Genomic DNA, 23,211 nt, shown 5'->3' with positions numbered 1-23,211 from the left:
TCATGTGTCGGTTTTAGATTGATGTTCGGCCAGCGCCGCGTTGAGACGCAGGACACTGAGTGATGGGGCTGCGGGCGGCATGCCGGCTGCGACGACCTCGTCGATCAATTTTGCCGCTGTGGTCGCTGTGGCAAGGAAGCCGATCGTTTCCAGTATATCGTCGGCGCCCCGGCGCATGGCGTCGTCGTTTCCCGCTACGGCGGAACGCAGCGCCGCAAGAGCCGACCCATTCGAAAGATCGTCCCATTCCAGCCAGCCAGCATCAATGCCTTCCGCCAGATTGATCGCGTTGAGGTAATTCGTTTGCTTGAGGATCAGCCGGACGAGGGCTCGTTTTCTGCGACTGTCCAGGCGCGGCGTGAGGTGCAGTACGAACAGCGCTGGCTTGCCGCCATCGGCGACAAGTGCGTCCGTCATATGCGTCACCGCGGCGTCGCTCCCCGAAGCGGCGACCATTCGTGCGATCAGGATGTCAGCGTTGTTGTCGGCGCCGAATTGCCAGGCTCCTATGAACTCAGGTTCGGTAGCACTGAACCGCGCGGCCAGGTCGACCAGATTGCAGGTCTCGAACAATTCGGCGCGACGCTTTTCCTGCGCCGGCGATTTCAACTTCGCCGGCGTGTAGATGCTGCGGCGGCGGATGAAGCCGGATTTGCCTTCGCTGATGAAAGCGGCGAGTTCAGCTGCGGGATCATCCGGTCCGCCATCGTTTGAACGGCCGTGCTCCCCCAGCCTTGCCAGCAGCCGGCCAGCCAGTTCACGCACCTTGCCGGACCTGTCGGCGGAGAGGCTTTTAAGGAACGGCGCGTCCTCAGGATTCAGGCCGAAGCGCATGAGCTCAATGAGCGCAAGCCTGACCTCGGCGGGCTCGCCCGATGCCTTGGCCTCGACCAGTATTCGAGCCGAAGCCGGTTCACTGCGGCGCATGTCTGCCAGCGCGATGCGTCGCGCGGCAGGATAGAACTCATCCCAATTTTTCGCCGTCAGTTTCTCTTGCGGGGCATGTTTCTCCCCGTCCAGGCTTGCTTGCCAGTCGATCCAGGGAGCGTAGACGTCCGGACTGTTCTGATCCGACGCGACGGGCATCCAGTCCATCGGATGGAGGACAAAGCCGCGGCTGGCGACAAGCGTCACCACGCGCGTCTTGCGTCTCGCGTCGGCGGCGTGTTTCAGAGCGGCTCTCAACAGCGGCCGCAACCGCTCCGGCAGCATAGGGAGCGCAAGTCTGGGCAGCGGCGGCCGGCGCTTGAGCGTCTTCGGCGCCGCCGGCCGCAGGGCGACGTCGAGCGCCTGTGCTGCGATTGCCAGGAGCCGGCGCTCCTGCTCGTCGGGACTTGTACCGCGGGCGATTGTCTTCCAGGCGGTCGGAGCCAGATCGAAGGTGGCTCCGCCGGTGATCCAGCAATCGCGCATTGTCGCCAGGCCAGTTTGCTCGCTCTCATTCACGACAGGTCAAGCCTCCCGAACCCGCTTTGCGCCGCCAGGAGGTCAAGCCTGGCGCCATCCCAGAGCGCTGCCGTGGCCGCAAGGTCGAGGCCGAGCAATGTTTGATTGACAGCGCCAGCGATCGGCAACGCTATCCCTTGCGGATCATCCGCACCCTGCCACCAGCCTGTGCCGCGGTCATCGACCAGGATCGCACCAGGCGGCAGCAAGAGAGGACAATCGGTAATCCAAGGCGCTGCATCCTGATAGGAAGCATGCCCGGCGAGTGGGTCCTTTGTAGCGCTCAAGCTGAAATCAGGCCATGCGCCGGACATCACTTCACCCATGCGTTCCGCCACCAGTGCGCGCAGCGGTTTGCGGGCTGGATAGAAGACCAGCCGGGCATCGAAACGATCACCCGGAGCAAAAGCGTTGGACCGGCGTCCGGCAGAAGCCGGAAAATAATCGAGCAGCACGGCAAATTGCGGGGTAGTGCTCTTCAGATCGAGCAGCCAGGTCGAATGGCTGACGAGACCGTCGCGGCGGCTCTCGATCTTCTCGCCCAGAACTTCCCAGAAGCTTTCGACCTGTCTTGCATCGGGATTGGCCAGAACCTGTTCGCGGGTCTCAGACGTCGATACAAGGCGCTTCAACTCGGGATCGTCGGGCGCCGACCGCCACGCCTTGGCCAGCAGCACAAGCTTGCCAAGCTCGCGGATCGCAGCATCTGGTCGTTCCTCACTGCGCAGCGCCATGAGCCGCGATGGGATCTCGTCGATGCGACCGGCAAGCGCGGTTGCCTTCATGTCGACCAGCCGGGCGGCAATCCGGCGGCAACGGTCGCTGCTGCCGTCGACAAACCCGGAAAGTCCAAGCCGCAACTGATCGGCGATCCATTGGTCGAGCTCATCGAGCGCCGCCGACACTGCTTCTCGCGTGTCTCCCGCCCGCTTGCGCTGCGCTGCCTCGCGACGCTCCACCGACGCTACGTCTTCGACCGCGGCGCTCTCGTCCGTCCGTGCGGCTTCATCGATGCTTTTGGCTGCCGCGCCGGATGTCGGTTGGCCTGGCGCTGGCGTCGTCTTCCTGCGCCGGCCAAGCCAGTCATTCACCCATTCCGGTATCGATTCAGCGGCTGCAAAACTGGCTGGCGCAGTGGCGGCAATCCACATCAGGGCCAGCGTGTGCTTGCACGGGAATTTTCGCGACGGGCAGGTGCATTTGTAGCCGTGGTCGCCAGTGTCGACCACCACTCGATAAGGATTGGAACCGGAGCCCTGACATTCACCCCAGATGAGCGCCTGCTGCTCATTCTTTTCCAGCCGCGGCCAGTTCGATCGCTTGGTCAGCTTGGAGGCAGCGCTCAGCGACGCTTGATCGGGGGCAAGCGCCTCAATGGTCTTCAAATCGAATTCCAAGCCGCGCCCCTCGTGACTCGAACCAAACGCCTGTCGCCAGGATAGATAGCCGTTTGTGAAGTATTATTGTAGCTCTCGTGAAGCGAAGATCGAGACGTCTCTGCCCCTATTCTCCTAATGTGCCCGAATCCGCCTGATCCGCAAGCGACGTCCACCGCCATTCGGCAGGCGGAGGACTTCCAGCAAAGCGCGGCGTTTTGGGGCCGGCCAGCCCAGTTATGCGCTCAGGTGGACGGGAGCAGGCCTTGGCGGCCCATGCCACTGAGGTCGCCTGAAGCAAAGAGGGGCGTCAGCCTCTGCCTTTCAGGAATTCGATCACCATTGCCGCCGTCCAGGTGAAACGGCCGCCGCCGAGCGGTTCGCCGCTGAGCGGATCGTAATATTCGGCAAAGCCGCTATCGGCGATGAGATCGAGGCTGGACTGGGTGATATGCCGGGCGACATCAGCATAGCCGGCAGCAGCAAGGCCGTCGGCGATCATGTAGTTGACCACCAGCCAGACCGGCCCGCGCCAATAGCGCTTGGCGTCGAAGCGGGGATCGTCGAGATCGTGCGAGGGGACGATGTAGCCTGCCTTGCCGGCGATACGCTCGATGGTGGCGGCGATTGCAGCGATACGGGGTTTCGGGATGGCCGAGAAGACCGGCAGGATGCCTCCGACGGAGGCGCTGTCGACGAGCGTTCCGGTGACGCGGTCGAGGCAGAGATATTGGCCGTAGGTATCGCTCCACAGCCGCTCCATCGCCGACAGCCCTTTTTGGGCGCGGCTGCGGTTAGCGTCGGCGATCCCCATTTCGCCAAGCGTCTTGGCGAGATCGGCAAGGTCGGCCGCTGAGCGGATCAGGATGGCGTTGAAGCCGGGATCGACGATCCGGAAGGGCGAGGCATCGTGCAGCTTTGCATTGTCCCAGCCAAGTGCGCGAAAATGCTGCAGCAGCCAGAGGTAGCGGTCATATTGCGCCTTGGTCGGCCGGTGCGCTGGGTCGGCATGCAAAGTGTCGCGGCGCGTGTAAGGCTCGACGCCTTCGGTCGGCACGCGCTCGAAGGCATGGTCCCAGTCGATGGAATTGTCGCGGCCGGACTCCCATGGATGGATAATGGCGACCAGTCCTTCGTCTCTTGGATCGCGGTTTTCGTAGAACCAGCGATGCCAGGCGTCGATCTTCGGCAGCAGCGCGCGGGCGCGCTCGGCGGCCAGTTTCTTGTCCCTGGCCCGGTCGAACAGGCGGCGAACCGCAAAGCCCGCCACCGCCGGCTGGGTGATGCCGGAGGTGGCAGTCGGGCGGTTGGTTCTCCAGACCTCCGGCCCGGGGAAATAGCTGTCGTTCAGGACATGGAAGACGATATGCGGCACCATGCCGTCCGGCCATTGATGGGCGAACAGCGTCTCGATCTCGGTCCAGGCGCGCGCCTCGTCATAGTGGGCAAGACCGAGCGCGGTCAGGCAGGAATCCCAGTTCCACTGGAACGGATAGAGGCCCTTGGTCGGGATGGTATAGTCGCCGTGGTCGTTTTCCCTGAGCACCTCGACGGCGCGGGCGATGGTTTCGTTGACGGCAAGAGAGATCATTGAAGCGTTCGTACTTTCAGGATTGAAGGGCGTTGGCGCGATTGAAGGGCGTTGGCGGGATCAAAGGGCGTTGGTGGTTTCAGGATCGAACCAGCGGATGCGATCGGCTTTGGGCGCAAGTCGCAGGTGGTCGCCGACGGCGATCGCGGCATTCGATTCGAGGATGGCGCGAAACAGCCCACCCTCGACATCGCAGGTGACCAGCGTGTGCGGACCGAGCGGCTCGACGACGCGCACGGTGGCATGCAGCCCCTCGTCACCTGCGTCGACATCTTCGGGGCGAATGGCGAATTCAATTTTGTGCTTGTCCGATTTGGGGCCGGGCAGCGTCAGGCCGGCGACGGTCCAGCTTCCGTTTGCAGTCTTCGTCGCGGGGATGAAATTCATCGGCGGATTGCCGATGAAGGAACCGACGAAGCGGGCGGCCGGGTTGCGATAGACCTCGACCGGCGAGGCGGCCTGGACGATATGGCCCTGATGCATGACGGCAATGCGGTCGGCGAGGCTCATCGCCTCGACCTGATCGTGCGTGACATAGATGGTGGTGGTCTTGGACGCGGCGAGCACACCCTTGAGTTCGGCGCGCATTTCGAGCCTGAGCAGCGCGTCGAGATTGGACAGCGGCTCGTCCATCAGGATGACATCGGGCTCCATGGCGAGCGCGCGGGCCACCGCCACACGCTGGCGCTGGCCGCCGGAAAGCTGGCCCGAATAGCGTTTCAGCAATTGCTCGATATGCATGAGCTCGGCGGTGCGGGTGACGCGGCGTTCTACCTCTTGCTGCGGCAATTTCTTCATGCGCAGGCCGAAAGCGATGTTTTCGAACACTGTCAAATGCGGAAAGACCGCATAATTCTGGAACACCATGGCGATGCCGCGGTCGCGCGGCGGCAGATGATCGACGCGACGGCCGCCGATCCAGACCTCGCCCTGGCTCGGCGTTTCCAATCCGGCGACGATCCTGAGCAATGTCGTCTTGCCGCAGCCCGAGGCGCCGAGCAGCACCATGAACTCCTGGTCGGTGATGGTGAGGTCTATCGAATGCAGCGCGGTGAAGCCGCCGAAGCGTTTGGCCACTTGTTTTATGGCGATCTCAGCCATCGGCTTTCTCCCTATCGCGCGTCATCGGTTGGCGATCCCCCACATGGCGAACAGGTATTTGCGGACGGCGAAGATGAAGATCAGCGCCGGGATGACCAGTGCCGCCCCACCGGCGAATTTGAGGTAGAGCGGCGACTCGCCGAGGCTCTGCAGCAGGAAGGCGGTCAGCGTCCGGTTCTCTATGGTCAGCACGGCGGCGGCAAACACCTCGTTCCAGGAGATGGTGAAGGCAAAGACCGCCGAGGCCGCGATGCCGGGCAGTGCCAGCGGCAGGATGACCTTGCGAAACGCCTCCAAACGGGTGCAGCCGAGCGTCCACGCCGCTTCCTCGAGTTCTACCGGAATGCCTGAGAACAGCGAGAAGGTGATCAGCACCGCGAAAGGCAGAGCCAGCGTGGTGTGGACCAGCGCCAGCCCGATGGCGGTGTCGTCGAGGCCGGTGCGAATGAACATCACCGCAAGCGGCAGCGCCAGCAGCGGCAGCGGAAAGGCGCGGGTCATAAGCACCAGGAAACGGAACGTGCCCTTGCCCGGGAAATCGAAGCGCGACAGCGCGTAGCCGGCGGGCGCGCCGAACCCGATCGAGAGGATCATCGTCAGCGTGGCTACCAGGACCGAGTTCCACAGCGCCCTGCCGACGCCGGCGAAATTGATGAAGAAAGACAGGCTGCCGAAATCGAAGGAAGGGAAGAAGCGTTTCGGAAAGGCAGTAACCTCTTCCGGCGACGACAAGGCATTGACTATCAGGAGATAGATCGGCAGCAGCACCCAGACCGAAAGCAGGATGACGGTGGCGACCAGCAGCCAGTTGCCGGCCTGGCGGGTCGCGGGCGCGGCGATTGGCATCTCTGCGACGGCGCTCATATGCGCGCTTCCTTCGGCACCCGCAGCATCCGCAGGAAGAACAGCGTGAGCCCGACCGAGATGGCGAGGATGAGCAGGGCGAAGGCGGCGGCAACGTTGCGGTCCTGCAGCGAGAACTGCCAGTTGTAGGTCTCACCCATCAATACCGGCAAATTGGTGCCGCCGAGCGCCGCCACCACGGCGAAAACCTCGAAGGCGAGGATGACGCGCAGGATGATCGCCGTCTGCAGGCTGGGGCGCAGCAAGGGCAGCGTGATCTTGACGAAGCGCTTCCACGGGCTCGCGCCAAAGACCTCGGCCGCCTCGTGATACTCCCGGGGGATGAGCCCCATGCCAGCGACCAGGATGACCATCATGATCGCAGTCGCGCGCCAGATCTCGGCCAGTATCACGGCGACGAAGATGGTCAGCTTGCTCTGGTAGCCGAGGAACATGACGGGCCTGTCGACGAGGCCGAGGTTCGACAGCAGAGTGTTGAGGAAGCCGGACTGGTCGAAAATGGCGAGCCAGATCAGCCCGGCGGCGAGATCGGAGATGCCGAGCGGAATGGCGAAGATGTAGAGCGCCGCACCCCGCCCGGTTTCGAGCCTGGACACGACCGTAGCCATCAACAGCGCCATAACCAGCTGGATCGGCACGACGATGGCTACGAGCAGGACGGTGTTCCAGAAGGCGACCGGGAATTTCCAGTTGCCGGTCATGGTGCGAAAATTGTCGAGCGTGAAGCCGCCGTCACGGGTGAAAGCCTCAAAGGCGACCAGCGCGAACGGGTAGAGGAAGAAGACGCAAAGGAACAGCGTCGCCGGCATCAGCAGCAGATAGGGCAGGGCCTTGCCGTGCATGGCATGTCCTTTGGCGTGGTGCGGCTGGCGCCCGGAACGCAACAGGTTCCGGACGCCCCTCGGGAGGATTCTAGTCGATCGGGCAGGCGCCTTCGGACGGCTTGTCGGGTGCCCAGCAGGGTGCCTTGGCCTGGTCGATGAGGGCCTTGAGCGCCGTCGCCTGTTCCTCGAGCACGCCACGCACATCCTGGCCACCGAGCACGATACGCTCGAAACTGTCGACATAGACCTGGTTGAACTTGCCGCCGAGATCGCCGAGCCCCATCGGCAGCAATGCCGGCAGCGCATCCGGCGCGCCGGTCATGGTGGCGATCACCGGGCCGAAGGCTTTCACCGAGGCCGGCATGTCGTCGGGCAGATTTACGTCGACCACGGGGAAGAAGTTGGTGGCCTTGAGCGTCGCGATCTGCGTTTCCGGCTTCAGCATATAGGCAACCAGTGCCTTGGCCTTGTCCATGTCCGGCGAGGTCTTCGGAATGGCGACGCCGGCGACCACCGGCATGTAGCCGCGACCCGCAGGGCCGGCCGGCGCCGGGAAGGCGACGAACTCGTCCGGCTTCTGGTTGAACGCATCGGCAAGTCGCGCCACGTGGTCGAACGCCACCCACACTTCGCCGGTCAGCAGTGGCTCCTGCATGAAGGCATAATTGGTCGAATTCGGGTTGGTGTACTGCCACAATTCCTTGAACTTGTTCCACGCGGTCTCGGCCTCCCCCGAGCGGAACTTGGTCACCATCGAGCCGGTGTAGGACGGATAGAGAAAACCCTCGAAGAAACGGTGCTTCAGCCCCTTCGGTCCGGCCGGGAAGCCGAATTTCGGCGAGCCGGTCTTCTCGGCGATGTTCTTCGACCATTCGATCAGCTGGTCATAGGTGATGGTGTTGAGATCGACGCCGGCCGGCAGATATTGCAGCGCCTGCTTGTTGGCCGCCATCAGGAAGGTGGCCTGCATCCAAGGCAGATATTTCTGGTCGCCTGTGCCGAGCATGCCGAGCTTCTTGTAGGCCTCGTTGAGCTTGACGCCGCCGATATCGACGCCGGACAGATCGACAAGGTTCGCGCCGACCGTGGAGAAGTCACCGTGCAGGCCGCCGAGCACGCCGATGGTGCCGGAGCCGGCCTGCAGCTCGGCCTGGAGGCGGGTGAGCCAGGGCCCGTCCTCGGCGACTTGATAGTCGACCTGGCCGTCAAACGACTTCAGCACTTCGCTGCGCATTTTCTGCGTCTCCTCCACAGGCCGCGCCTGCGTCGACCAGAACAGCACCTGGGCCTGCGCGCCGCCGATCGCGATCGACAGCGCGAGTGCGGCGCCTGCCAGTGTCTTCAACGCATTCATCGTGGTCTTCCTCCCTGGTTATGCGCCGCCCCAGCGTCAGTTTTGTCCTATGGGTGCCGGGCCATGGCTTGCCCGCGAAACCAATGTCGGCCGGATCAGCCGTGTCAGCGGCGCGGCGGACTTGTCGCCGATGACGGTCAACAGCATCTCGCCGATCTCGCGCGCGCATTGACGGATCGAGGCATCGAATGTGGTGAGGCCCGGCGGCGCATAGGCCGAGGCGGCGATGTTGTCGAAGCCGATGACGGAAAGGTCGCGAGGGATGACCAGGCCGGCGCGGGCGGCCTCTTCCATGACGCTGAGCGCCAGCTCGTCGAACAGCGCGACGATAGCCGTCGGCCGCTCGTCAGCATGCAGCAGCCGGTTGATGGCCTGGATGCGGGCGCCGCGATCGAAGCGCGGCGCCGTCGCTACATCGAGCCTGGCCGACGGATCGCCTCGGCGCGCGATCGCTGCGGCGAGCCCGTCTTGCCGCAGATGGCGAAACGTCATCGGCTCGGCGATCGTCACCAGGCCGAAATGGCGGTGCCCGAGATCGTAGAGCATGTCGAAGGCTTCACCGAAGGCGTGCGCGCCATCGGTGTCTAGCCAGTTGTAGGCGAAGTCGGTGTCGAGCAGCCGGCCATGGGCGACGAATGGGAAATTGCGCTGGCGCAGATAGGCGAGCCGTTCGTCGACCTCGGCGATGCGGGTGACGACGACGCCATCGGCGCGTCCGGATTCGACAACATGGCGAAGCACGGAAAGTTCCGACTGGCCTTGCGCCGCGGCGGCGAGGATCAGGTCGGTGCCATGCGAAACCAGCCCTTCGCCAAGCCCGGTGACGAATTCGCCAAGGAAGGAATCGACCAGATTGGGGCCGCGGATCGGCAGCACCATGCCGACAAAGCCGCTGCGGCCTGAGACCAGCGTGCGGGCTGCCGTGTTGGGCACGTAACCGGCCTGGCGCGCGGCTTCAGTGACGCGCTCGCGCGTCTTCAAGGCGATCTGCTGATGGCCGGCAAGCGCCCGCGACACCGTGGTGATCGACAGGTCGAGCTGCGCGGCAAGTTCCTTGAGCGTGGTGACGCGGGCCGGCACCGATCCTCCCGAACAAAGTGTTTGAAGCGTTTGTAATGGGTTTCGGTCAGATTGCAAACGTTTTAAATCCCGGCCGAGCCAATGAGGTGTCGATGGCTCTACAACGGGCCGAACCCTGTTTTTGGCCCGCTTAGCGTGATTTGAACCACGTGGCGCTTGACTCCGACGACACCTTGTGAAAAATTTTGCATCAACTGATAAAAATATCTTAGGGCGGAAATGGTTGGTTTTGGAAACGGCCTCCTGCGCGACGATGAAACCAGTATGGCGACGCGCGCCGCCTGGCTTCATTATGCTGGCGGCCTGACCCAGTCGGAGGTCGCCAAGCGGCTTGGCCTGACCAGCCTCAAGGCGCATCGCCTCATCACCAAGGCCAATCAGGAGGGGTTGGTCAAAGTCTATATCGACGGCGAAGTGTCGGAATGCGTCGCGCTTGAAGACGATTTGTCCAGTCGCTACGGTCTCGACTATTGCGAGGTCGTTCCTGACTTCGATGGCGAAGACCTGCCGCTCAAGGCGCTCGGCATTGCCGGCGCGCAGTTCCTCAAGCGTGAGATCGAACGCGGCGAGGACACGCTGATTGGCGTCGGTCATGGCCGCACGCTAGCCGCCTGCGTGGAGTATCTGCCGCGCATATCTGCCGAAAAGACCCGCTTCGTCTCACTGCTTGGCGGCCTGACGCGCAAGTTCTCGGCCAATCCGCACGACGTCATTCACCGCCTGGCCGAACGGACCGGCGCGGAAGCCTATGTGATGCCGGTGCCGATGTTCGCCAACACGGTCGAGGATCGCACCGTGCTGCTCGGGCAGAAGGGCATCAGTGAGGTTTTCGATCTCGGCAAGGCCGCCGACCTGCTCATTGCCGGCATCGGCACCGCCGAGCGCGAGGCGTCGCTGGTCGCCACCGGCATGATCGAAAAGGGCGAAATGGAAGAGATTCGCCGCAATGGCGGCGTCGGCGAACTGCTCGGCCATTTCTTCGACGATGCTGGAAAGGCGGTCGAGACGACCCTTTCCAACCGGGCGCTGGCGCTGGCGCGCGAAGACATCAGCAATCGCAGGATTGTCGCCGTCGCCGGCGGCAAGGTGAAGGTTCGTGCCATCAAATCGGTGTTGGAGGGCCGCTATCTCAAGGGCCTGGTCACCGATGAGCGGACGGCGCGATCACTCGTGGAGCAGACGCCGGTCGGGTAGCCGGCAGCCATTCGATTGAAACTACCCTGTGGAGGAGAAAACACATGCATGAGAAAGAAAAAGACCTGATCGATGCGTTCCTGCGCGGACAAGTTGATCGTCGTGGGCTGATCAAGGGTCTTGGCGCGATGGGCCTTGCCGCTGGCACGGCCGGCACGCTGCTCAATCTGGGACAGACCCGTGCGCTGGCGGCCGACTTCGACTGGCAGGCGCACAAGGGCAAGACCATCAAGCTCTTGCTCAACAAGCATCCTTACGCGGATGCGATGATCGCCAACCTTGAAAACTTCAAGAAGTTGACCGGCATGGAAGTCGTCTACGACGTGTTTCCGGAAGACGTCTATTTCGACAAGGTCACCGCAGCGCTGTCGGCCAGCTCGCCTGAATACGATGCCTTCATGACCGGCGCCTACATGACCTGGACCTACGGCCCGGCCGGCTGGATCACCGACCTCAACGAATGGATCAAGGATCCGGCCAAGACCAACGTGAACTATGCCTGGGACGACTTCCTGCCCGGCGTCTGGAAGTCCTGCGCCTGGAACGGCCAGCCGGGCGGAGCGCTCGGTTCCGACGACGCCAAGCAGTGGTGCATTCCGTGGGGCTTCGAACAGAACAACATCACCTACAATAAAGGTATGTTCGACAAGGTCGGCGTCAGCGTTCCCGGCAATATGGACGAGATGGTCGCTACGGCGGCCAAGCTCACCAAGGATGTCGGTGGCGGCGTCTACGGCATCGGCGTGCGCGGCTCGCGCTCCTGGGCGACGATCCATCCCGGCTTCCTGTCGGCCTACGCCAATTTTGACCAGAAGGACCTGAATGTCTCGGCCGACGGCAAATTGTCGGCCGCGATGAACACCGCCGAATCCAAGGCATTCCACAAGCAGTGGGTCCAGATGATCCAGGAGAGCGGCCCCAAGGACTGGTCGACCTACACCTGGTATCAGGTCGGCACCGATCTCGGCGCCGGCGCCTCGGCGATGATCTACGACGCCGACATCCTCGGCTACTTCATGAATGGCGGCGACAACAAGATGGCCGGCAAGCTCGCCTTTTCGGCCTTCAAGGCCAATCCCGCCGCCAAGGCTCCGACGCCCAACATCTGGATCTGGTCGCTGTCGATGTCCAATTTCTCGAAGGACAAGGACGCCACCTGGTACTTCATGCAATGGGCATCCGGGCCCGAGCATGCACTGTTCGGTGCGACCAAGATGGACTTCGTCAATCCGGTCCGTCAGTCGGTCTGGAACGACCAGATGTTCCGCGAGAGGCTGAACAAGAGCTATCCGGGCTATGTCGAGATGTTCGACGTTTCGGCGCCCGGCGCCAGCATCAAGTTCACCCCGCAGCCGCTGTTCTTCGATCTCACCACCGAATGGGCGGCGACGCTGCAGAAGATGGTGGCCAAGGAAGTGCCGGTCGACGAAGGCCTCGACATGCTGGCCACCAGCGTCGACGGCCAGCTCAAGGAAGCCGGGCTCGGCTGAGTCCTGGCGGCCGGCTGACCCGCTTCTGCGGGCCAGCCGGCCATTCCACTGCGAAGCGGCGCCTGGAGCATCAGACCCAAAAGTGGAGACCGGTTTTGGGAAAATCCGATGCTCAAACACTGGCGGTGCCGCCACTCGCCCAACCGGCCGCCTAGCTCCCTGGGCGGCCGGCAGGGCGAAGCAACAGAGATGACGGGTGAGCAACGATGACTGCGGCGACAATGCAAAGAAACAGGCCTTCCGGCTTCAGGATCAGCAAGAAAGTGCTGCCCTATGTCCTCAGCCTGCCGGCCTTGCTCGTCTGCATCGGCATCCTGATCCCGTTCTTCACATCGGTCGTCTATTCGTTCCAGCGCTACCGGCTGAGCCAGCCCTGGGCGCGGCAGTTCAACTGGGGCGACAACTATATCTCGTTTTTCACGGACCCGAGGTTCTGGAACACGCTGGAGATATCGCTGCTCTATGCCGGCATCACCGTGCTGCTCGAACTGCTTCTCGGTCTCGGCATCGCCATGCTGCTGCAGAAGCGCTCGACGCTAAACAACTTCATCTCGATCATGCTGTTGATGCCGCTGATGACGGCGCCGGCGCTTGCCGCGCTGATGTGGAAGCTGATGACCAATCCCGGCTTTGGCGTGCTGAGCTATCTCGCCAGCCTGATCGGACTGCAGGATTTCCGCTGGGCCTCGTCGCCGTCGACCGCGCTTTTCACGGTGGTCCTTGTTGATATCTGGGTCTACACGCCCTTCATCATGATCCTGCTGCTTGCCGGCCTGCGCAGCCTGCCGACGCAGCCCTTCGAGGCGGCAGCACTTGACGGCGTGCCGCGGAGTTTCGTGTTCTTCCGCATCACCTTGCCGATGCTGACACCCTACATCCTGACGGCGACGCTGTTCCGTCTGCTGGATTCCATCCAGCAGTTCGACATCATCTATGCCATGACCCAGGGCGGTCCGGGCGATACGCTGACTGTCTTCCAGGTCGAGGCCTACCTCAACTTCTTCCAGTCGACCAATGTCGGCCGCTCGGCGGCGCTGATGATCATCCTGTGGGCGATCACCTATTTCCTCTCGAACATCTTCATCAAGAACTGGCTGCGGCTGCGCGAACGCGCTCGCGGCCAGGCATAGGAGGCTGAGATGGAACACACCTCGCTTCTCGAACGCATCCTGCGCGGCATAGCGCTGACGCTGGTCGTGATCTTCTTCATGTTCCCCATCGTCTGGATCCTCATGATGTCGTTCCAGACCAACGAGACCATCCTGCGGATTCCGCCGCAGCTTGTCTTCAAGCCGACGCTGGCCAACTACACCGCACTGATCACCGGAAAGCTGACGACGGCAGCCGGCACGCTCGACATCGCCTTCATGCGCAACCTCTGGAATTCGGTGTTCCTGTCGGTCACCTCGGTCGCCGTCGCGCTGCTGCTCGGCGTTCCCGCCGCTTACGCCTTTGCCCGGCACAAGTTCCGCGGCTCGGAGGACATTGCCTTCACGCTGCTGTCGTTCCGGTTCGCGCCGGCGCTGCTGGTGCTGCTGCCGCTGACCCTCTATTTCCAGAAACTTGGACTGGCCAACACCTATATCGGGCTGATCTGGGTCTATCAGCTGATCTGCCTGCCGCTGATCCTGTGGATCGTGCGCGGCTATTTCGAGGACATCCCGGCCGATATCGAATATGCCTATCGCATTGCCGGCCATTCCTGGTTCGCCACCTTCCGCAAGATCGCGCTACCGCTCGCCGGCCCCGGCATTGCGGCGGCCGGCCTGCTCGCCTTCATCTTCGCCTGGAACAATTTCGTTTTCGCCCTCGTGCTCGCCTCGGCCGACAAGCAGCCGGTGACAGTCGGCGCGCTCGCCTTCATCACCTCCTCCGGCATCCAGTACGGCCAGATCTCGGCAGCGATCGTGCTGTCGATCACCCCGACGCTGGCGCTTGCGCTTTACGCGCAGCGCTATCTCGTCGAAGGCCTGTCGCTCGGCGCGGTGAAAGGATAGCTCCGATGGCCAGCCTTGAATTGCGAAATGTCGTCAAACGCTACAAGAGCCAGACTGTGCTCGACAATCTGTCGCTTAGCGTCGCCGATGGCGAAACCCTGGTCCTGTTCGGACCGTCCGGCGCCGGCAAGACGGTGCTGCTGCGGCTCATAGCCGGCGTCATCGACCCCGATGAAGGAAAGATACTTATCGGCGGCGAGGACATGACCGACCTTGACGCCGAGTTCCGCGGCGTCGGCATGGCGTTCCAGAATTTCGCGCTGTTTCCGCACATGACCGCCTTCGACAACATTGCGACACCGCTTCAGGCCAAGCGATCGTCGCAAAGTGCGATGAAGTCGGGCGTCGAGAGCGTTGCCAAGCTGCTGAAGATCGGCCACGTGCTCAGCCATAAGCCACGGGCGCTGTCCAACGGCCAGAAGCAGCGCACCGCACTCGCCCGCGCTCTGGTCGGCGCGCCGCCGGTGCTCCTGCTCGACGACCCCTTGCGCAACGTCGATGCCAAGCTGCGCTTCGAGATGCGGCTCGAACTACCGAGGCTGCTGGCCGACCGTGGCGCGACTGTCGTCTACGTCACCCAGGACTACAAGGAGGCCATGGCGCTCGGCGACCGCATCGCGGTGATGTCGCAAGGTGTCATCAAGCAGCTCGGCACGCCCGAGCAGATCTATCGCGAGCCGGCCAACATCGAGATCGCGCGGCTGTTCGGCGATCCGACGATCAACCTGCTCGACGTCAAGCCGTCGCGCGATGCCAAGGGCATCTATGTCGGCCTGTCGAATGTTCAGGTCCATCTGACGGGCGCCTATGACGCGACGGTCGGCCGCGATTGCGTGATCGGCTTGCGGCCCGAAGCGCTGCGCTTCGTCGACGAAGGCGCGCCGGCTGCCATACCGGTGACCGTCGAGGCGGAGACGCCGCTCAATGAAAAGATCGTCACACTGGTGCGCACCGTGCGCGGCCGCGAAATCCTCGTCTCCCGGCCGGCCGGAACACCGGGTCAAACCGAGGGCAGAGCCCACATTGCCGTCGACGGCAAAAGTGCGCTGCTGTTCGATCATGCCAGCGGCGACCGCATCGGCGCCAGCAACGTGGTCAATCTGCGCAGCGGAGAAGCGGCATGAGCCAGAGCGCACTCGCCATCTCAGGCGTCGACAAGTTCTACGGCCCGATCGACAGGGGCGTGCACGCCGTCCAGAACCTGACGATCGAAATTGACAAAGGCGAGATCGTCGCACTGCTCGGCTCGTCCGGCTGCGGCAAGACCTCGACATTGCGCATGATCGCCGGCTTCGAGGAGGTCTCGCGCGGCACCATCTCGGTCGCCGGCCGCAAGGTGCATGCGCTGCCGCCGGTCAAGCGCAATGTGGCGATGGCGTTCGAGGGCTATTCGCTCTATCCGCCGCTGACCGTGCGCGAGAACATGGCGTTTGCGCTGAAGGCGGCCAAGCTGCGGAAAAGTGACGTCGATGCGAAAGTTGCCAGCATCGCCAAGCTGCTCGAAATCGAGGACGTTCTTGAGCGCTATCCGAGTTCCATCTCCGGCGGCCAGCAGCAGCGCGCCAGCCTCGGCCGGGCGCTGATCCGCGAGGCCGACCTGCATCTGCTGGACGAACCGATGGGCCAGCTCGAACCGCAGCTTCGCGCCGTGCTGCGCGGCCGTATCAAGCACTTCATCAAGGAGCGCGGCCTGACCGCGATCCTGGTCACCCACGACCAGACCGAGGCCAACGCGCTTGCCGACCGGATCGCGGTGATGGAAGGCGGCGTGTTGCAGCAGTTCGACACGCCCGACATGCTCAAGCAGCGGCCGGCCAACCTGTTCACCGGCACCTTTGTCGGCGAGCCGCCGATGAATGTCTTCGAAGCCTATGTCGGCACGGCCGCCGACAAGATCAATCTGCGACTGCCCGACGGACTTTCGCTCGATTATGACAAGGACGCGTTCAGCGGCTCGGTTCGCGACGAATTGCTCAAACGGCAGCGGGTCGTCATCGGCATCAGGCCCTATGCTGTTCGCCGCTCGAAGGACGGCGTGCCGGCCACGGTTTCGGCCAACCAATGGCTCGGCGACCAGACGCATATAGCCGCGGATTTCGCCGGCGGTTCGCTGGTCCTGGTCGAACACGACCGAACCCGCCTGGAGCTTGGCGCGCCGATCAATATCAGCATCGATCCGAAAAACCTGCACGTCTTCGATCAGTCCAGCGGCATGGCCATTTCGCACGGCATGGAGCTCGCCTGATGCGGGATGTGCTGATCGGCATCGACGCCGGCACGTCTGTCATCAAATCCGTCGCCTTCGACACGGCGGGCCGGCAGCTCGCGGCCGCGGCGGTGCCGAACCGGTATGAGACCTTGCCGGGCGGCGGCGCCGAGCAGGATCTGGCACGCACCTTGGCCGATACTGTGACCACCTTGCGCCAGCTTGCCGACAAGGTGCCGGACCTCGCCAGCCGCACCATTGCCATCGCCGTGACCGGGCAGGGCGATGGCACCTGGCTGATCGACAAGAAGGGTGAGCCGGTCGCGAAGGGCTGGCTGTGGCTCGATGCGCGCGCTGCCGCGATCGTCGAGGAGATCCGTGCGCGGCCCGATGACCGGCTTCGTTTCGAAAAGACCGGCAGCGGGCTCGCCGCCTGTCAGCAGGGGCCGCAGCTTGCCTTCATGAAGCGCAGCGCGCCCGATGGGCTTGCCGGCGCCGCGACGGCATTCCATTGCAAGGACTGGCTCTATTTCAAGCTGACCGGCGAACGCGCCACCGATCCGTCCGAGGGCACCTTCACCTTTGGCGACTTCCGCACCCGTGGCTATTGCGACGAGGTGCTTGAGGTGCTCGGCGTCGCCGATCTCAGGCATCTGCTGCCGCCGATCGTCGACGGCACCAGGCATAGCGCCGGCCTGTCGGCGGCGGCTGCCGAAGTGACCGGGCTGCTTTCCGGTACGCCGGTGGTGCTGGCCTATGTCGACGTGGCCTGCACCGCGCTCGGCGCCGGCCTGCTCGACCGCGAGCGCAAGCCCGGCTGCTCTATCATCGGCTCCACCGGCATGCATATGCGGCTTGCGCAGACGCCGGACGAGGTGCTGCTCAACGAGGCCAGGACCGGCTATACGATGACGATGCCGGCCCCCGGCGTCTTTGCGCAGATGCAGTCGAACATGGCGGCGACACTCAACATCGATTGGGTCCTGGGTCTCGCCTCCGGCATTCTCGCCTCGCAAGGCATCACCCGCAGCAATGGCGAGATGATCGCGCTGGTCGACGAATGGATATCGTCATCTGAACCGGCCTCGCTGCTCTATCAGCCCTATGTGTCGGAGGCCGGCGAGCGCGGGCCGTTCGTCGATGCCAATGCCAGGGCCGGTTTCGTCGGCATCTCGTCGCGGCACGGTTATGCCGATATGGTCCGCGCTGTTTTTGAGGGACTGGCATTCGCGTCGCGCGATTGCTATGCGGCCATGGGGCCGCTACCGAGCGAAATCCGGTTAACCGGCGGCGCCGCCCGAAGCCCAGCCCTGCGCAAGATCCTGGGTGCTGTCGTCGGCGCCGCCATCCGCACCAGCCAGCGCGAGGAAGCCGGTGCTGCCGGCGCCGCCATGATCGCTGCGGTCTGCGTCGGCCAATACGCGTCGATGGACGAGTGCGTCAGCGAATGGGTCACGCCGCTCCTTGGCGCGGCGGAGCCGAGCGACCCAAAACTTGCCGCGATCTATGAGCGGGCGGTTCCGTCCTACACACTGGCGCATGAGGCGCTGCGGCCGGTCTGGCGTTCGATGGCCGCATCCAGGACAAACTGAGAAGTCGAGCATGCGCAAGAAGATTGCAATCATTGGCGACCGCTTCATGCTTCCCGAGGTCTTTTGCGAGAAAATCGAGAAGGCCTGCGGCGGTAATCTCGACATTCGCACGCTTGAGGCGGCCTGGCCCGACGAGCCGATGGAATTCGGCAATGCGGCGCTCGGCCTCGACAAGGTGAAGGAGTATTTTGGCGATCCGGACGAGGTGGTCGATTTCATTGGCGACGCCGAGATCTTCGTCACCCAGCTTGCGCCGCTCTCCGAGACGATGATGCAGCGTCTGCCTACGCTGAAGCTGGTTGCGGTCTCGCGCGGCGGCCCGATCAACATCGACATGGTTGCCGCCAAGGCCCACGGCATCACCGTCGTCAATGTGCCCGGCCGCAATGCCAGTGCTGTGGCCGAGTTCACCATCGGTGCCATCCTTGCCGAGACGCGGCTGATCCGGGTCGGGCACGAAGCATTGCGCAAGGGGGAATGGCGCGGCGATCTCTACCGCGCCGACCGCACCGGCCGCGAGCTCAACGAAATGACCGTCGGCGTCATCGGCTACGGCAACATCGGCACCAAGGTTGTCCGCCTGCTGCGCGCGTTCGGCTGCCGCATCCTGGTCACCGATCCCTATGTGCAACTGAGCGCCGAAGACCGCAATGACGGCGTCGAACTGGTCGCGCTCGACGATCTCCTGTCCCGCTCCGATGTGATCACGCTTCATCCCCGGGTGACTGAGGAAACCCGCGGCTTGATCAACAAGGACACCATCGCTCGGATGAAGCCGGGGGTGATCTTCGTCAACACCGCGCGCGGGCCGCTGGTCGACTACGACGCGCTTTACGATGCGCTGGTCTCAGGCCATATCGGCAGCGCCATGCTGGAGACGTTTGCGGTCGAGCCGGTGCCTGCCGACTGGCCGCTGCTGCAGCTGCCGAATGTCACGCTGACGCCGCATATCGCCGGCGCGTCGGTGCGCACGGTGACCTATGCGGCCGAGCAGGCGGCCGAAGAGGTGCGCCGCTTTATCGCCGGGCTCCCACCGGTCAATCGATGCTGAAGGTCGCGGCAGCCATGAAACACAGTCCAGGCATTGAGGATCCGGCGAGATGAGCGGCGCCACTGAAATCGTCGATCTCTTCGTCATCGGCGGCGGCGTCAACGGCGCTGGCATCGCGCGCGACGCAGCTGGCCGCGGGCTTTCCGTCATTCTGTGCGAAAAAGACGATCTGGCCGAAGGCACCAGTTCGCGATCGGGAAAGCTCGTCCATGGCGGCCTGCGCTATCTCGAATATTACGAGTTCCGGCTGGTGCGCGAGGCACTGATCGAGCGCGAAGTGCTGCTTGAATCGGCTCCGCACATCATCTGGCCGATGCGCTTCGTGCTGCCGCACAGCCCGGACGACCGGCCTGCCTGGCTGGTCCGGCTCGGCCTGTTCCTCTACGACCATCTCGGCGGCCGCAAGCGGCTGCCGGCCACCCGCACGCTTAACCTGCGCACCGCGCCCGAAGGCGCCCCGATCAAGGATGCGTTCAAGCGCGGTTTCGAATATTCCGATTGCTGGGTCGACGACGCTCGTCTTGTCGTCATCAATGCGCTCGACGCCGCGGAACGGGGAGCAAGGATCTTCACCCGGACTGCCTGCACTGCCGCCCACCGTGAAAACGACCTGTGGTCGGTCGAGATGCGCGACAGCCGAACCGGCGTCAGGACCACGGTTCGGGCACGGGCACTGATCAACGCTGCCGGTCCCTGGGTCAACGACATCATCAACCGCGTGGCCGGCCAGAACTCCAAGCGGAACGTGCGCCTGGTCAAGGGCAGTCACATCGTCGTGCCGAAATTCTGGGAAGGGCGGCAGGCCTATCTCGTCCAGAACAGCGATAAGCGCGTGATCTTCATCAATCCCTACCAGAACGATCTGGCCCTGATCGGCACCACCGACATTCCCTATGACGGGCGGCCGGAAGATGTGAAGGCTGATACCAGCGAGGTCGACTATCTGATCAGGGTGGTCAACCGCTACTTTAAGCGTGAGCTTGCGCGGAGCGATGTCATCTACTCGTTCTCGGGCGTCAGGCCGCTCTATGACGACAACGCCGACAATCCGAGCGCGGTGACGCGCGACTATATTTTCGAGCTCGACGCGTCGGCCGGGCAGGCGCCGCTGCTCTCCGTCTTCGGCGGCAAGATCACCACCTTCCGCAAACTGGCCGAGCACGCGCTGGACCGGATCGCCCCGTTCTTTCCGAAAATGGGCAAGCCATGGACGTCGAAAGGCTATCTGCCGGGCGGCGATATCGCCAATGCTGACTTTGAGCAGTTTCTCGGCGATCTCGGCCGCGAATATCCCTGGATGCCGGCATCGCTGGTCAAGCACTATGGCCGGCTCTACGGCACCAGGACACGCGTTCTGATTGGTGCGGCTAGGTCGCTCACCGATCTTGGGCGGTGCTTCGGCAAGGATTTTTTCGAACGCGAGGCCAATTATTTGTTCGAGCATGAATGGGCGCTGACCGCTGCCGATATTCTCGAACGGCGCACCAAGCACGGCCTGCATCTGTCCGCCGCAGAAAGAGCCGCCTTCGAGAACTGGTGCGCGAGCCGACTGGTGAAAGCAAGCTGATGGCGTTTACGCTTTCCCTCAACACCAATCCGCTGGTCAACCGTTTCGCCGAACCGGACGATCTGATCGACGCGATCGCCTATGACATCGGCATCAGGGACGTGCAGCTCACGCACGAATTCGTCAATCCCGGCTGGCCGGCGGCGACGATCTCGAAATTCGTCCGCCTGTTCCGCACCGCGCTCGACCGCACCGCTGTGCGCGTAACATCGGGGATGACCGGTCCCTATGGGCGGCTCAACCATTTCGGCCATCCGGACGCCGACGTGCGCCGCTACTACGTTGATTGGTTCAAGACCTTTGCCGACATTTCGGCCGAACTCGGCGCCAGCGGCATGGGCACGCAATTCGCGATCTTCACGCATAGGGATTTCGACGATCCGGACCGTCGCGCGCGGCTTTTCGATATCGCACTGGAATGCTGGCGCGAGGTTGCCGAGCACGCCAAGGCGGCCGGATTGACCTATCTGTTTTGGGAGCCGATGTCGGTCGGCCGCGAATTCGGCCATACGATCGAGAGTTGCTGGGCACTGCACAACCAGATCGAAGCAGCCGGCATGGCCATCCCGATGGAGATGATGGTCGATATTGACCATGGCGACGTGACCTCGAGCAACCCGGCCGACATCGATCCCTATGCCTGGGCCGAAGCCTTTCCCAGGGTATCGCCGATCATCCACATCAAACAGTCGTCGATGAACAAGGGCGGCCATTGGCCGTTCATCGCCGCCTACAACAAGGACGGCCGCATCACGCCGGAAAAGCTTCTGGAGACGGTTCGCCGCGGCGGCGGCGTCGACAACGAGATCTGCCTCGAACTGTCGTTTCGCGAACGCGAGCCGGTCGACCACCAGGTCGTCGCCATGATCCGCGAGTCGGTCGACTACTGGGCGCCGTTTATCGAGACCGGCAGGGCGGCGATTTTGCCGCGAACCGAGTAGAACCGGCGGGGCAATTGGACGAATCCCCCTCACCCGGATTGCCAACCGAATTGCGAAGGGCAATTCGGGGCAATCCGACCTCTCCCCGAGGGGAGAGGAGATCGCCAGCGTTGCCGCCAGCCTCTTCTCCCCAGCGGGGAAAAGGTGGCCGCCCACGGGTCTTGCCTCCGGCAAGCCCGAGGACAGGCTCCGCGGCCGGATGAGGGGGAGCCTTACTCAGCCGAATTTCGGGTCGAGACTGCCCGACTTGTAACGCTTGGCCATTTCCGAGACCGGCAGCGGCTTGATCTTGGGGGCGTTGCCGGCGGTGCCGAACTGCTCGAAGCGCTCCTTGCAGAGCTTCCTCATCGCGGCCATTGCCGGCGTCAGATACTTGCGCGGGTCGAACTCGCTGGGGTTTTCGGTCAGCACCTTGCGGATCGCGCCGGTCAGCGCCATGCGGTTATCGGTGTCGATGTTGATCTTGCGCACGCCGTGCTTGATGCCGCGCTGGATCTCCTCGACCGGCACGCCCCATGTCGGCTTCATCTGGCCGCCATATTTGTTGATGATCTCCTGCAGCTCTTCCGGCACCGAGGACGAGCCGTGCATGACGAGGTGCATGTTCGGCAGGCGGCGATGGATCTCCTCGATCACGTTCATGGCGAGAACCGCGCCGTCCGGCTTGCGCGAAAACTTGTAGGCACCGTGGCTGGTGCCCATGGCGACAGCCAGCGCATCGACATGCGTGTCCTTGACGAACTGCACCGCCTGCTCCGGATCGGTCAGCAACTGGTCGTGGCTGACGGCGCCTTCGACGCCGTGGCCGTCTTCCTGTTCGCCGCCGCCCATCTCCAGAGAGCCGAGAACGCCGATCTCTCCTTCCACCGACACGCCGCCCCAATGCGCCATATCGACGACGCGCCGCGTGATGCCGGAATTATAATCGTAATCGGCCGGCGTCTTGCCGTCTTCCTTCAGCGATCCGTCCATCATCACCGAGGTGAAGCCATACTGGATCGCGGTCACGCATGTGGCTTCGTTGTTGCCGTGGTCGAGATGCATGCAGACCGGGATATCGGGATGGATTTCGACCAGCGCGTCGATCAGCTTGGCCAGCACGACGTCGTTGGCATAGGCGCGAGCGCCGCGGCTCGCCTGCAGGATAACTGGCGATTTGGTCTCCTCGGCGGCCTCCATGATGGCGAGGCCCTGTTCCATATTGTTCATGTTGAACGCAGGCACGCCATAGCCGTGTTCGGCGGCATGGTCGAGCAATTGTCTCAATGTGATGCGAGCCACCCAATAGTCTCCCGTATTTGGTTTCAAGCCTATGGTTGTGAGCTGTCCGGTCGTCGTTCAGCCCACTGATGCTTCTGGCCGGATTTCCGGAGAACCGCAACCGTTGGCCAAGGCGCCGGGAGCAATTCTTGTTACAAGACAGCAATCAAAAGCAAATAATATCCCAAAGAAATGTAACATCATCACAAAAATTTAGATGCCTATGCGATTTCCTCTGTTATAATAGCTTTCGCTCGCCGTATCCGCCACCGCGGAT

The 23,211-nt window shown here is 63.1% G+C and carries 19 protein-coding genes; 10 read left to right on the top strand and 9 right to left on the bottom strand.

The annotated features are described in order from the left end of the window. The 8 genes from AC0L3L_RS02555 to AC0L3L_RS02520 form a co-directional block, all read right to left on the bottom strand. Window positions 1-1,446 (bottom strand): DUF5691 domain-containing protein, encoded by a 1,446-nt coding sequence (locus AC0L3L_RS02555; RefSeq protein ID WP_473636433.1) that lies wholly within the window; start codon window positions 1,444-1,446, stop codon window positions 1-3. Next, a complete protein-coding gene (locus AC0L3L_RS02550; protein ID WP_473636432.1) occupies window positions 1,443-2,831 on the bottom strand; it encodes an SWIM zinc finger family protein in 1,389 nt (462 codons plus the stop codon). The genes AC0L3L_RS02555 and AC0L3L_RS02550 overlap by 4 nt, the downstream gene beginning before the upstream one ends. Window positions 2,832-3,132: 301 nt before the next feature. Beyond that, the gene (locus AC0L3L_RS02545) at window positions 3,133-4,413 is read right to left on the bottom strand and encodes an amylo-alpha-1,6-glucosidase (protein ID WP_473636431.1); all 1,281 of its coding nucleotides are present in this window, start codon (window positions 4,411-4,413) and stop codon (window positions 3,133-3,135) included. A gap of 60 nt (window positions 4,414-4,473) precedes the next feature. Beyond that, window positions 4,474-5,514 (bottom strand): ABC transporter ATP-binding protein, encoded by a 1,041-nt coding sequence (locus tag AC0L3L_RS02540; protein WP_473636430.1) that lies wholly within the window; start codon window positions 5,512-5,514, stop codon window positions 4,474-4,476. A 21-nt stretch (window positions 5,515-5,535) separates the two neighbouring features. Continuing rightward, window positions 5,536-6,378 (bottom strand): carbohydrate ABC transporter permease, encoded by an 843-nt coding sequence (locus AC0L3L_RS02535; RefSeq protein ID WP_473636429.1) that lies wholly within the window; start codon window positions 6,376-6,378, stop codon window positions 5,536-5,538. Continuing rightward, window positions 6,375-7,220, bottom strand: coding sequence for a carbohydrate ABC transporter permease (locus tag AC0L3L_RS02530; protein WP_473636428.1), 846 nt, complete (start codon window positions 7,218-7,220; stop codon window positions 6,375-6,377). Before AC0L3L_RS02530 ends, AC0L3L_RS02535 begins: the two co-directional genes overlap by 4 nt. 70 nt (window positions 7,221-7,290) lie before the next feature. After that, window positions 7,291-8,556 (bottom strand): ABC transporter substrate-binding protein, encoded by a 1,266-nt coding sequence (locus tag AC0L3L_RS02525; protein ID WP_473636427.1) that lies wholly within the window; start codon window positions 8,554-8,556, stop codon window positions 7,291-7,293. Window positions 8,557-8,592: 36 nt separating this feature from the next. Next, the gene (locus tag AC0L3L_RS02520) at window positions 8,593-9,636 is read right to left on the bottom strand and encodes a substrate-binding domain-containing protein (protein ID WP_473636426.1); all 1,044 of its coding nucleotides are present in this window, start codon (window positions 9,634-9,636) and stop codon (window positions 8,593-8,595) included. 219 nt (window positions 9,637-9,855) lie between these two features. Here AC0L3L_RS02520 and AC0L3L_RS02515 point away from each other — a divergent pair, with 219 nt between their 5' ends. The 10 genes from AC0L3L_RS02515 to AC0L3L_RS02470 all read left to right on the top strand — a co-directional run bounded on the left by AC0L3L_RS02515 (window position 9,856) and on the right by AC0L3L_RS02470 (window position 21,674). Continuing rightward, window positions 9,856-10,830 (top strand): sugar-binding transcriptional regulator, encoded by a 975-nt coding sequence (locus tag AC0L3L_RS02515; protein WP_473636425.1) that lies wholly within the window; start codon window positions 9,856-9,858, stop codon window positions 10,828-10,830. A gap of 44 nt (window positions 10,831-10,874) precedes the next feature. Beyond that, entirely contained in the window at window positions 10,875-12,320 is a 1,446-nt protein-coding gene (locus tag AC0L3L_RS02510) for an ABC transporter substrate-binding protein (RefSeq protein ID WP_473636424.1), read from the top strand. Window positions 12,321-12,526: 206 nt separating this feature from the next. Then, window positions 12,527-13,450, top strand: coding sequence for a carbohydrate ABC transporter permease (locus AC0L3L_RS02505; RefSeq protein ID WP_077381507.1), 924 nt, complete (start codon window positions 12,527-12,529; stop codon window positions 13,448-13,450). Window positions 13,451-13,459: 9 nt separating this feature from the next. Next, window positions 13,460-14,317, top strand: a complete 858-nt coding sequence (locus tag AC0L3L_RS02500; RefSeq protein WP_095518160.1) for a carbohydrate ABC transporter permease — start codon at window positions 13,460-13,462, stop codon at window positions 14,315-14,317. Window positions 14,318-14,322: 5 nt separating this feature from the next. After that, on the top strand, window positions 14,323-15,441 hold the full coding sequence (locus tag AC0L3L_RS02495; protein ID WP_473636423.1) for an ABC transporter ATP-binding protein: 1,119 nt from the start codon (window positions 14,323-14,325) through the stop codon (window positions 15,439-15,441). Then, entirely contained in the window at window positions 15,438-16,562 is a 1,125-nt protein-coding gene (locus AC0L3L_RS02490; RefSeq protein ID WP_473527436.1) for an ABC transporter ATP-binding protein, read from the top strand. Before AC0L3L_RS02495 ends, AC0L3L_RS02490 begins: the two co-directional genes overlap by 4 nt. Next, the gene (locus AC0L3L_RS02485; protein WP_473636422.1) at window positions 16,562-18,115 is read left to right on the top strand and encodes an FGGY family carbohydrate kinase; all 1,554 of its coding nucleotides are present in this window, start codon (window positions 16,562-16,564) and stop codon (window positions 18,113-18,115) included. Before AC0L3L_RS02490 ends, AC0L3L_RS02485 begins: the two co-directional genes overlap by 1 nt. Before the next feature lie 10 nt (window positions 18,116-18,125). Further along, window positions 18,126-19,166 (top strand): 2-hydroxyacid dehydrogenase, encoded by a 1,041-nt coding sequence (locus AC0L3L_RS02480; RefSeq protein ID WP_473636421.1) that lies wholly within the window; start codon window positions 18,126-18,128, stop codon window positions 19,164-19,166. 49 nt (window positions 19,167-19,215) lie between these two features. After that, window positions 19,216-20,733 (top strand): glycerol-3-phosphate dehydrogenase, encoded by a 1,518-nt coding sequence (locus AC0L3L_RS02475; RefSeq protein WP_473486052.1) that lies wholly within the window; start codon window positions 19,216-19,218, stop codon window positions 20,731-20,733. Next, window positions 20,733-21,674, top strand: a complete 942-nt coding sequence (locus AC0L3L_RS02470; RefSeq protein WP_473486202.1) for a sugar phosphate isomerase/epimerase family protein — start codon at window positions 20,733-20,735, stop codon at window positions 21,672-21,674. Before AC0L3L_RS02475 ends, AC0L3L_RS02470 begins: the two co-directional genes overlap by 1 nt. A 216-nt stretch (window positions 21,675-21,890) precedes the next feature. Here the strand turns inward: AC0L3L_RS02470 and fba are convergent, their stop codons facing one another. Further along, window positions 21,891-22,955, bottom strand: coding sequence for a class II fructose-bisphosphate aldolase (gene fba, locus AC0L3L_RS02465; protein ID WP_095483847.1), 1,065 nt, complete (start codon window positions 22,953-22,955; stop codon window positions 21,891-21,893). Window positions 22,956-23,211 lie beyond the last annotated feature (256 nt).

Source organism: Mesorhizobium sp. WSM4849 (assembly GCF_055811385.1).
Note: the sequence above shows the minus strand (reverse complement) of the source record. Positions and strands in the feature narration are given on the sequence as shown.

Bases quoted from the DNA above. Each gene is read 5' to 3' on its own strand.
- AC0L3L_RS02545 (WP_473636431.1), bottom strand. From the start codon at position 4,413: ATGATCTCTCTTGCCGTCAACGAAACCATCGCCCGCGCCGTCGAGGTG.
- AC0L3L_RS02540 (WP_473636430.1), bottom strand. From the start codon at position 5,514: ATGGCTGAGATCGCCATAAAACAAGTGGCCAAACGCTTCGGCGGCTTC.
- AC0L3L_RS02535 (WP_473636429.1), bottom strand. From the start codon at position 6,378: ATGAGCGCCGTCGCAGAGATGCCAATCGCCGCGCCCGCGACCCGCCAG.
- AC0L3L_RS02530 (WP_473636428.1), bottom strand. From the start codon at position 7,220: ATGCACGGCAAGGCCCTGCCCTATCTGCTGCTGATGCCGGCGACGCTG.
- AC0L3L_RS02525 (WP_473636427.1), bottom strand. From the start codon at position 8,556: ATGAATGCGTTGAAGACACTGGCAGGCGCCGCACTCGCGCTGTCGATC.
- AC0L3L_RS02515 (WP_473636425.1), top strand. From the start codon at position 9,856: ATGGTTGGTTTTGGAAACGGCCTCCTGCGCGACGATGAAACCAGTATG.
- AC0L3L_RS02510 (WP_473636424.1), top strand. From the start codon at position 10,875: ATGCATGAGAAAGAAAAAGACCTGATCGATGCGTTCCTGCGCGGACAA.
- AC0L3L_RS02505 (WP_077381507.1), top strand. From the start codon at position 12,527: ATGACTGCGGCGACAATGCAAAGAAACAGGCCTTCCGGCTTCAGGATC.
- AC0L3L_RS02500 (WP_095518160.1), top strand. From the start codon at position 13,460: ATGGAACACACCTCGCTTCTCGAACGCATCCTGCGCGGCATAGCGCTG.
- AC0L3L_RS02495 (WP_473636423.1), top strand. From the start codon at position 14,323: ATGGCCAGCCTTGAATTGCGAAATGTCGTCAAACGCTACAAGAGCCAG.
- AC0L3L_RS02490 (WP_473527436.1), top strand. From the start codon at position 15,438: ATGAGCCAGAGCGCACTCGCCATCTCAGGCGTCGACAAGTTCTACGGC.
- AC0L3L_RS02485 (WP_473636422.1), top strand. From the start codon at position 16,562: ATGCGGGATGTGCTGATCGGCATCGACGCCGGCACGTCTGTCATCAAA.
- AC0L3L_RS02480 (WP_473636421.1), top strand. From the start codon at position 18,126: ATGCGCAAGAAGATTGCAATCATTGGCGACCGCTTCATGCTTCCCGAG.
- AC0L3L_RS02475 (WP_473486052.1), top strand. From the start codon at position 19,216: ATGAGCGGCGCCACTGAAATCGTCGATCTCTTCGTCATCGGCGGCGGC.
- AC0L3L_RS02470 (WP_473486202.1), top strand. From the start codon at position 20,733: ATGGCGTTTACGCTTTCCCTCAACACCAATCCGCTGGTCAACCGTTTC.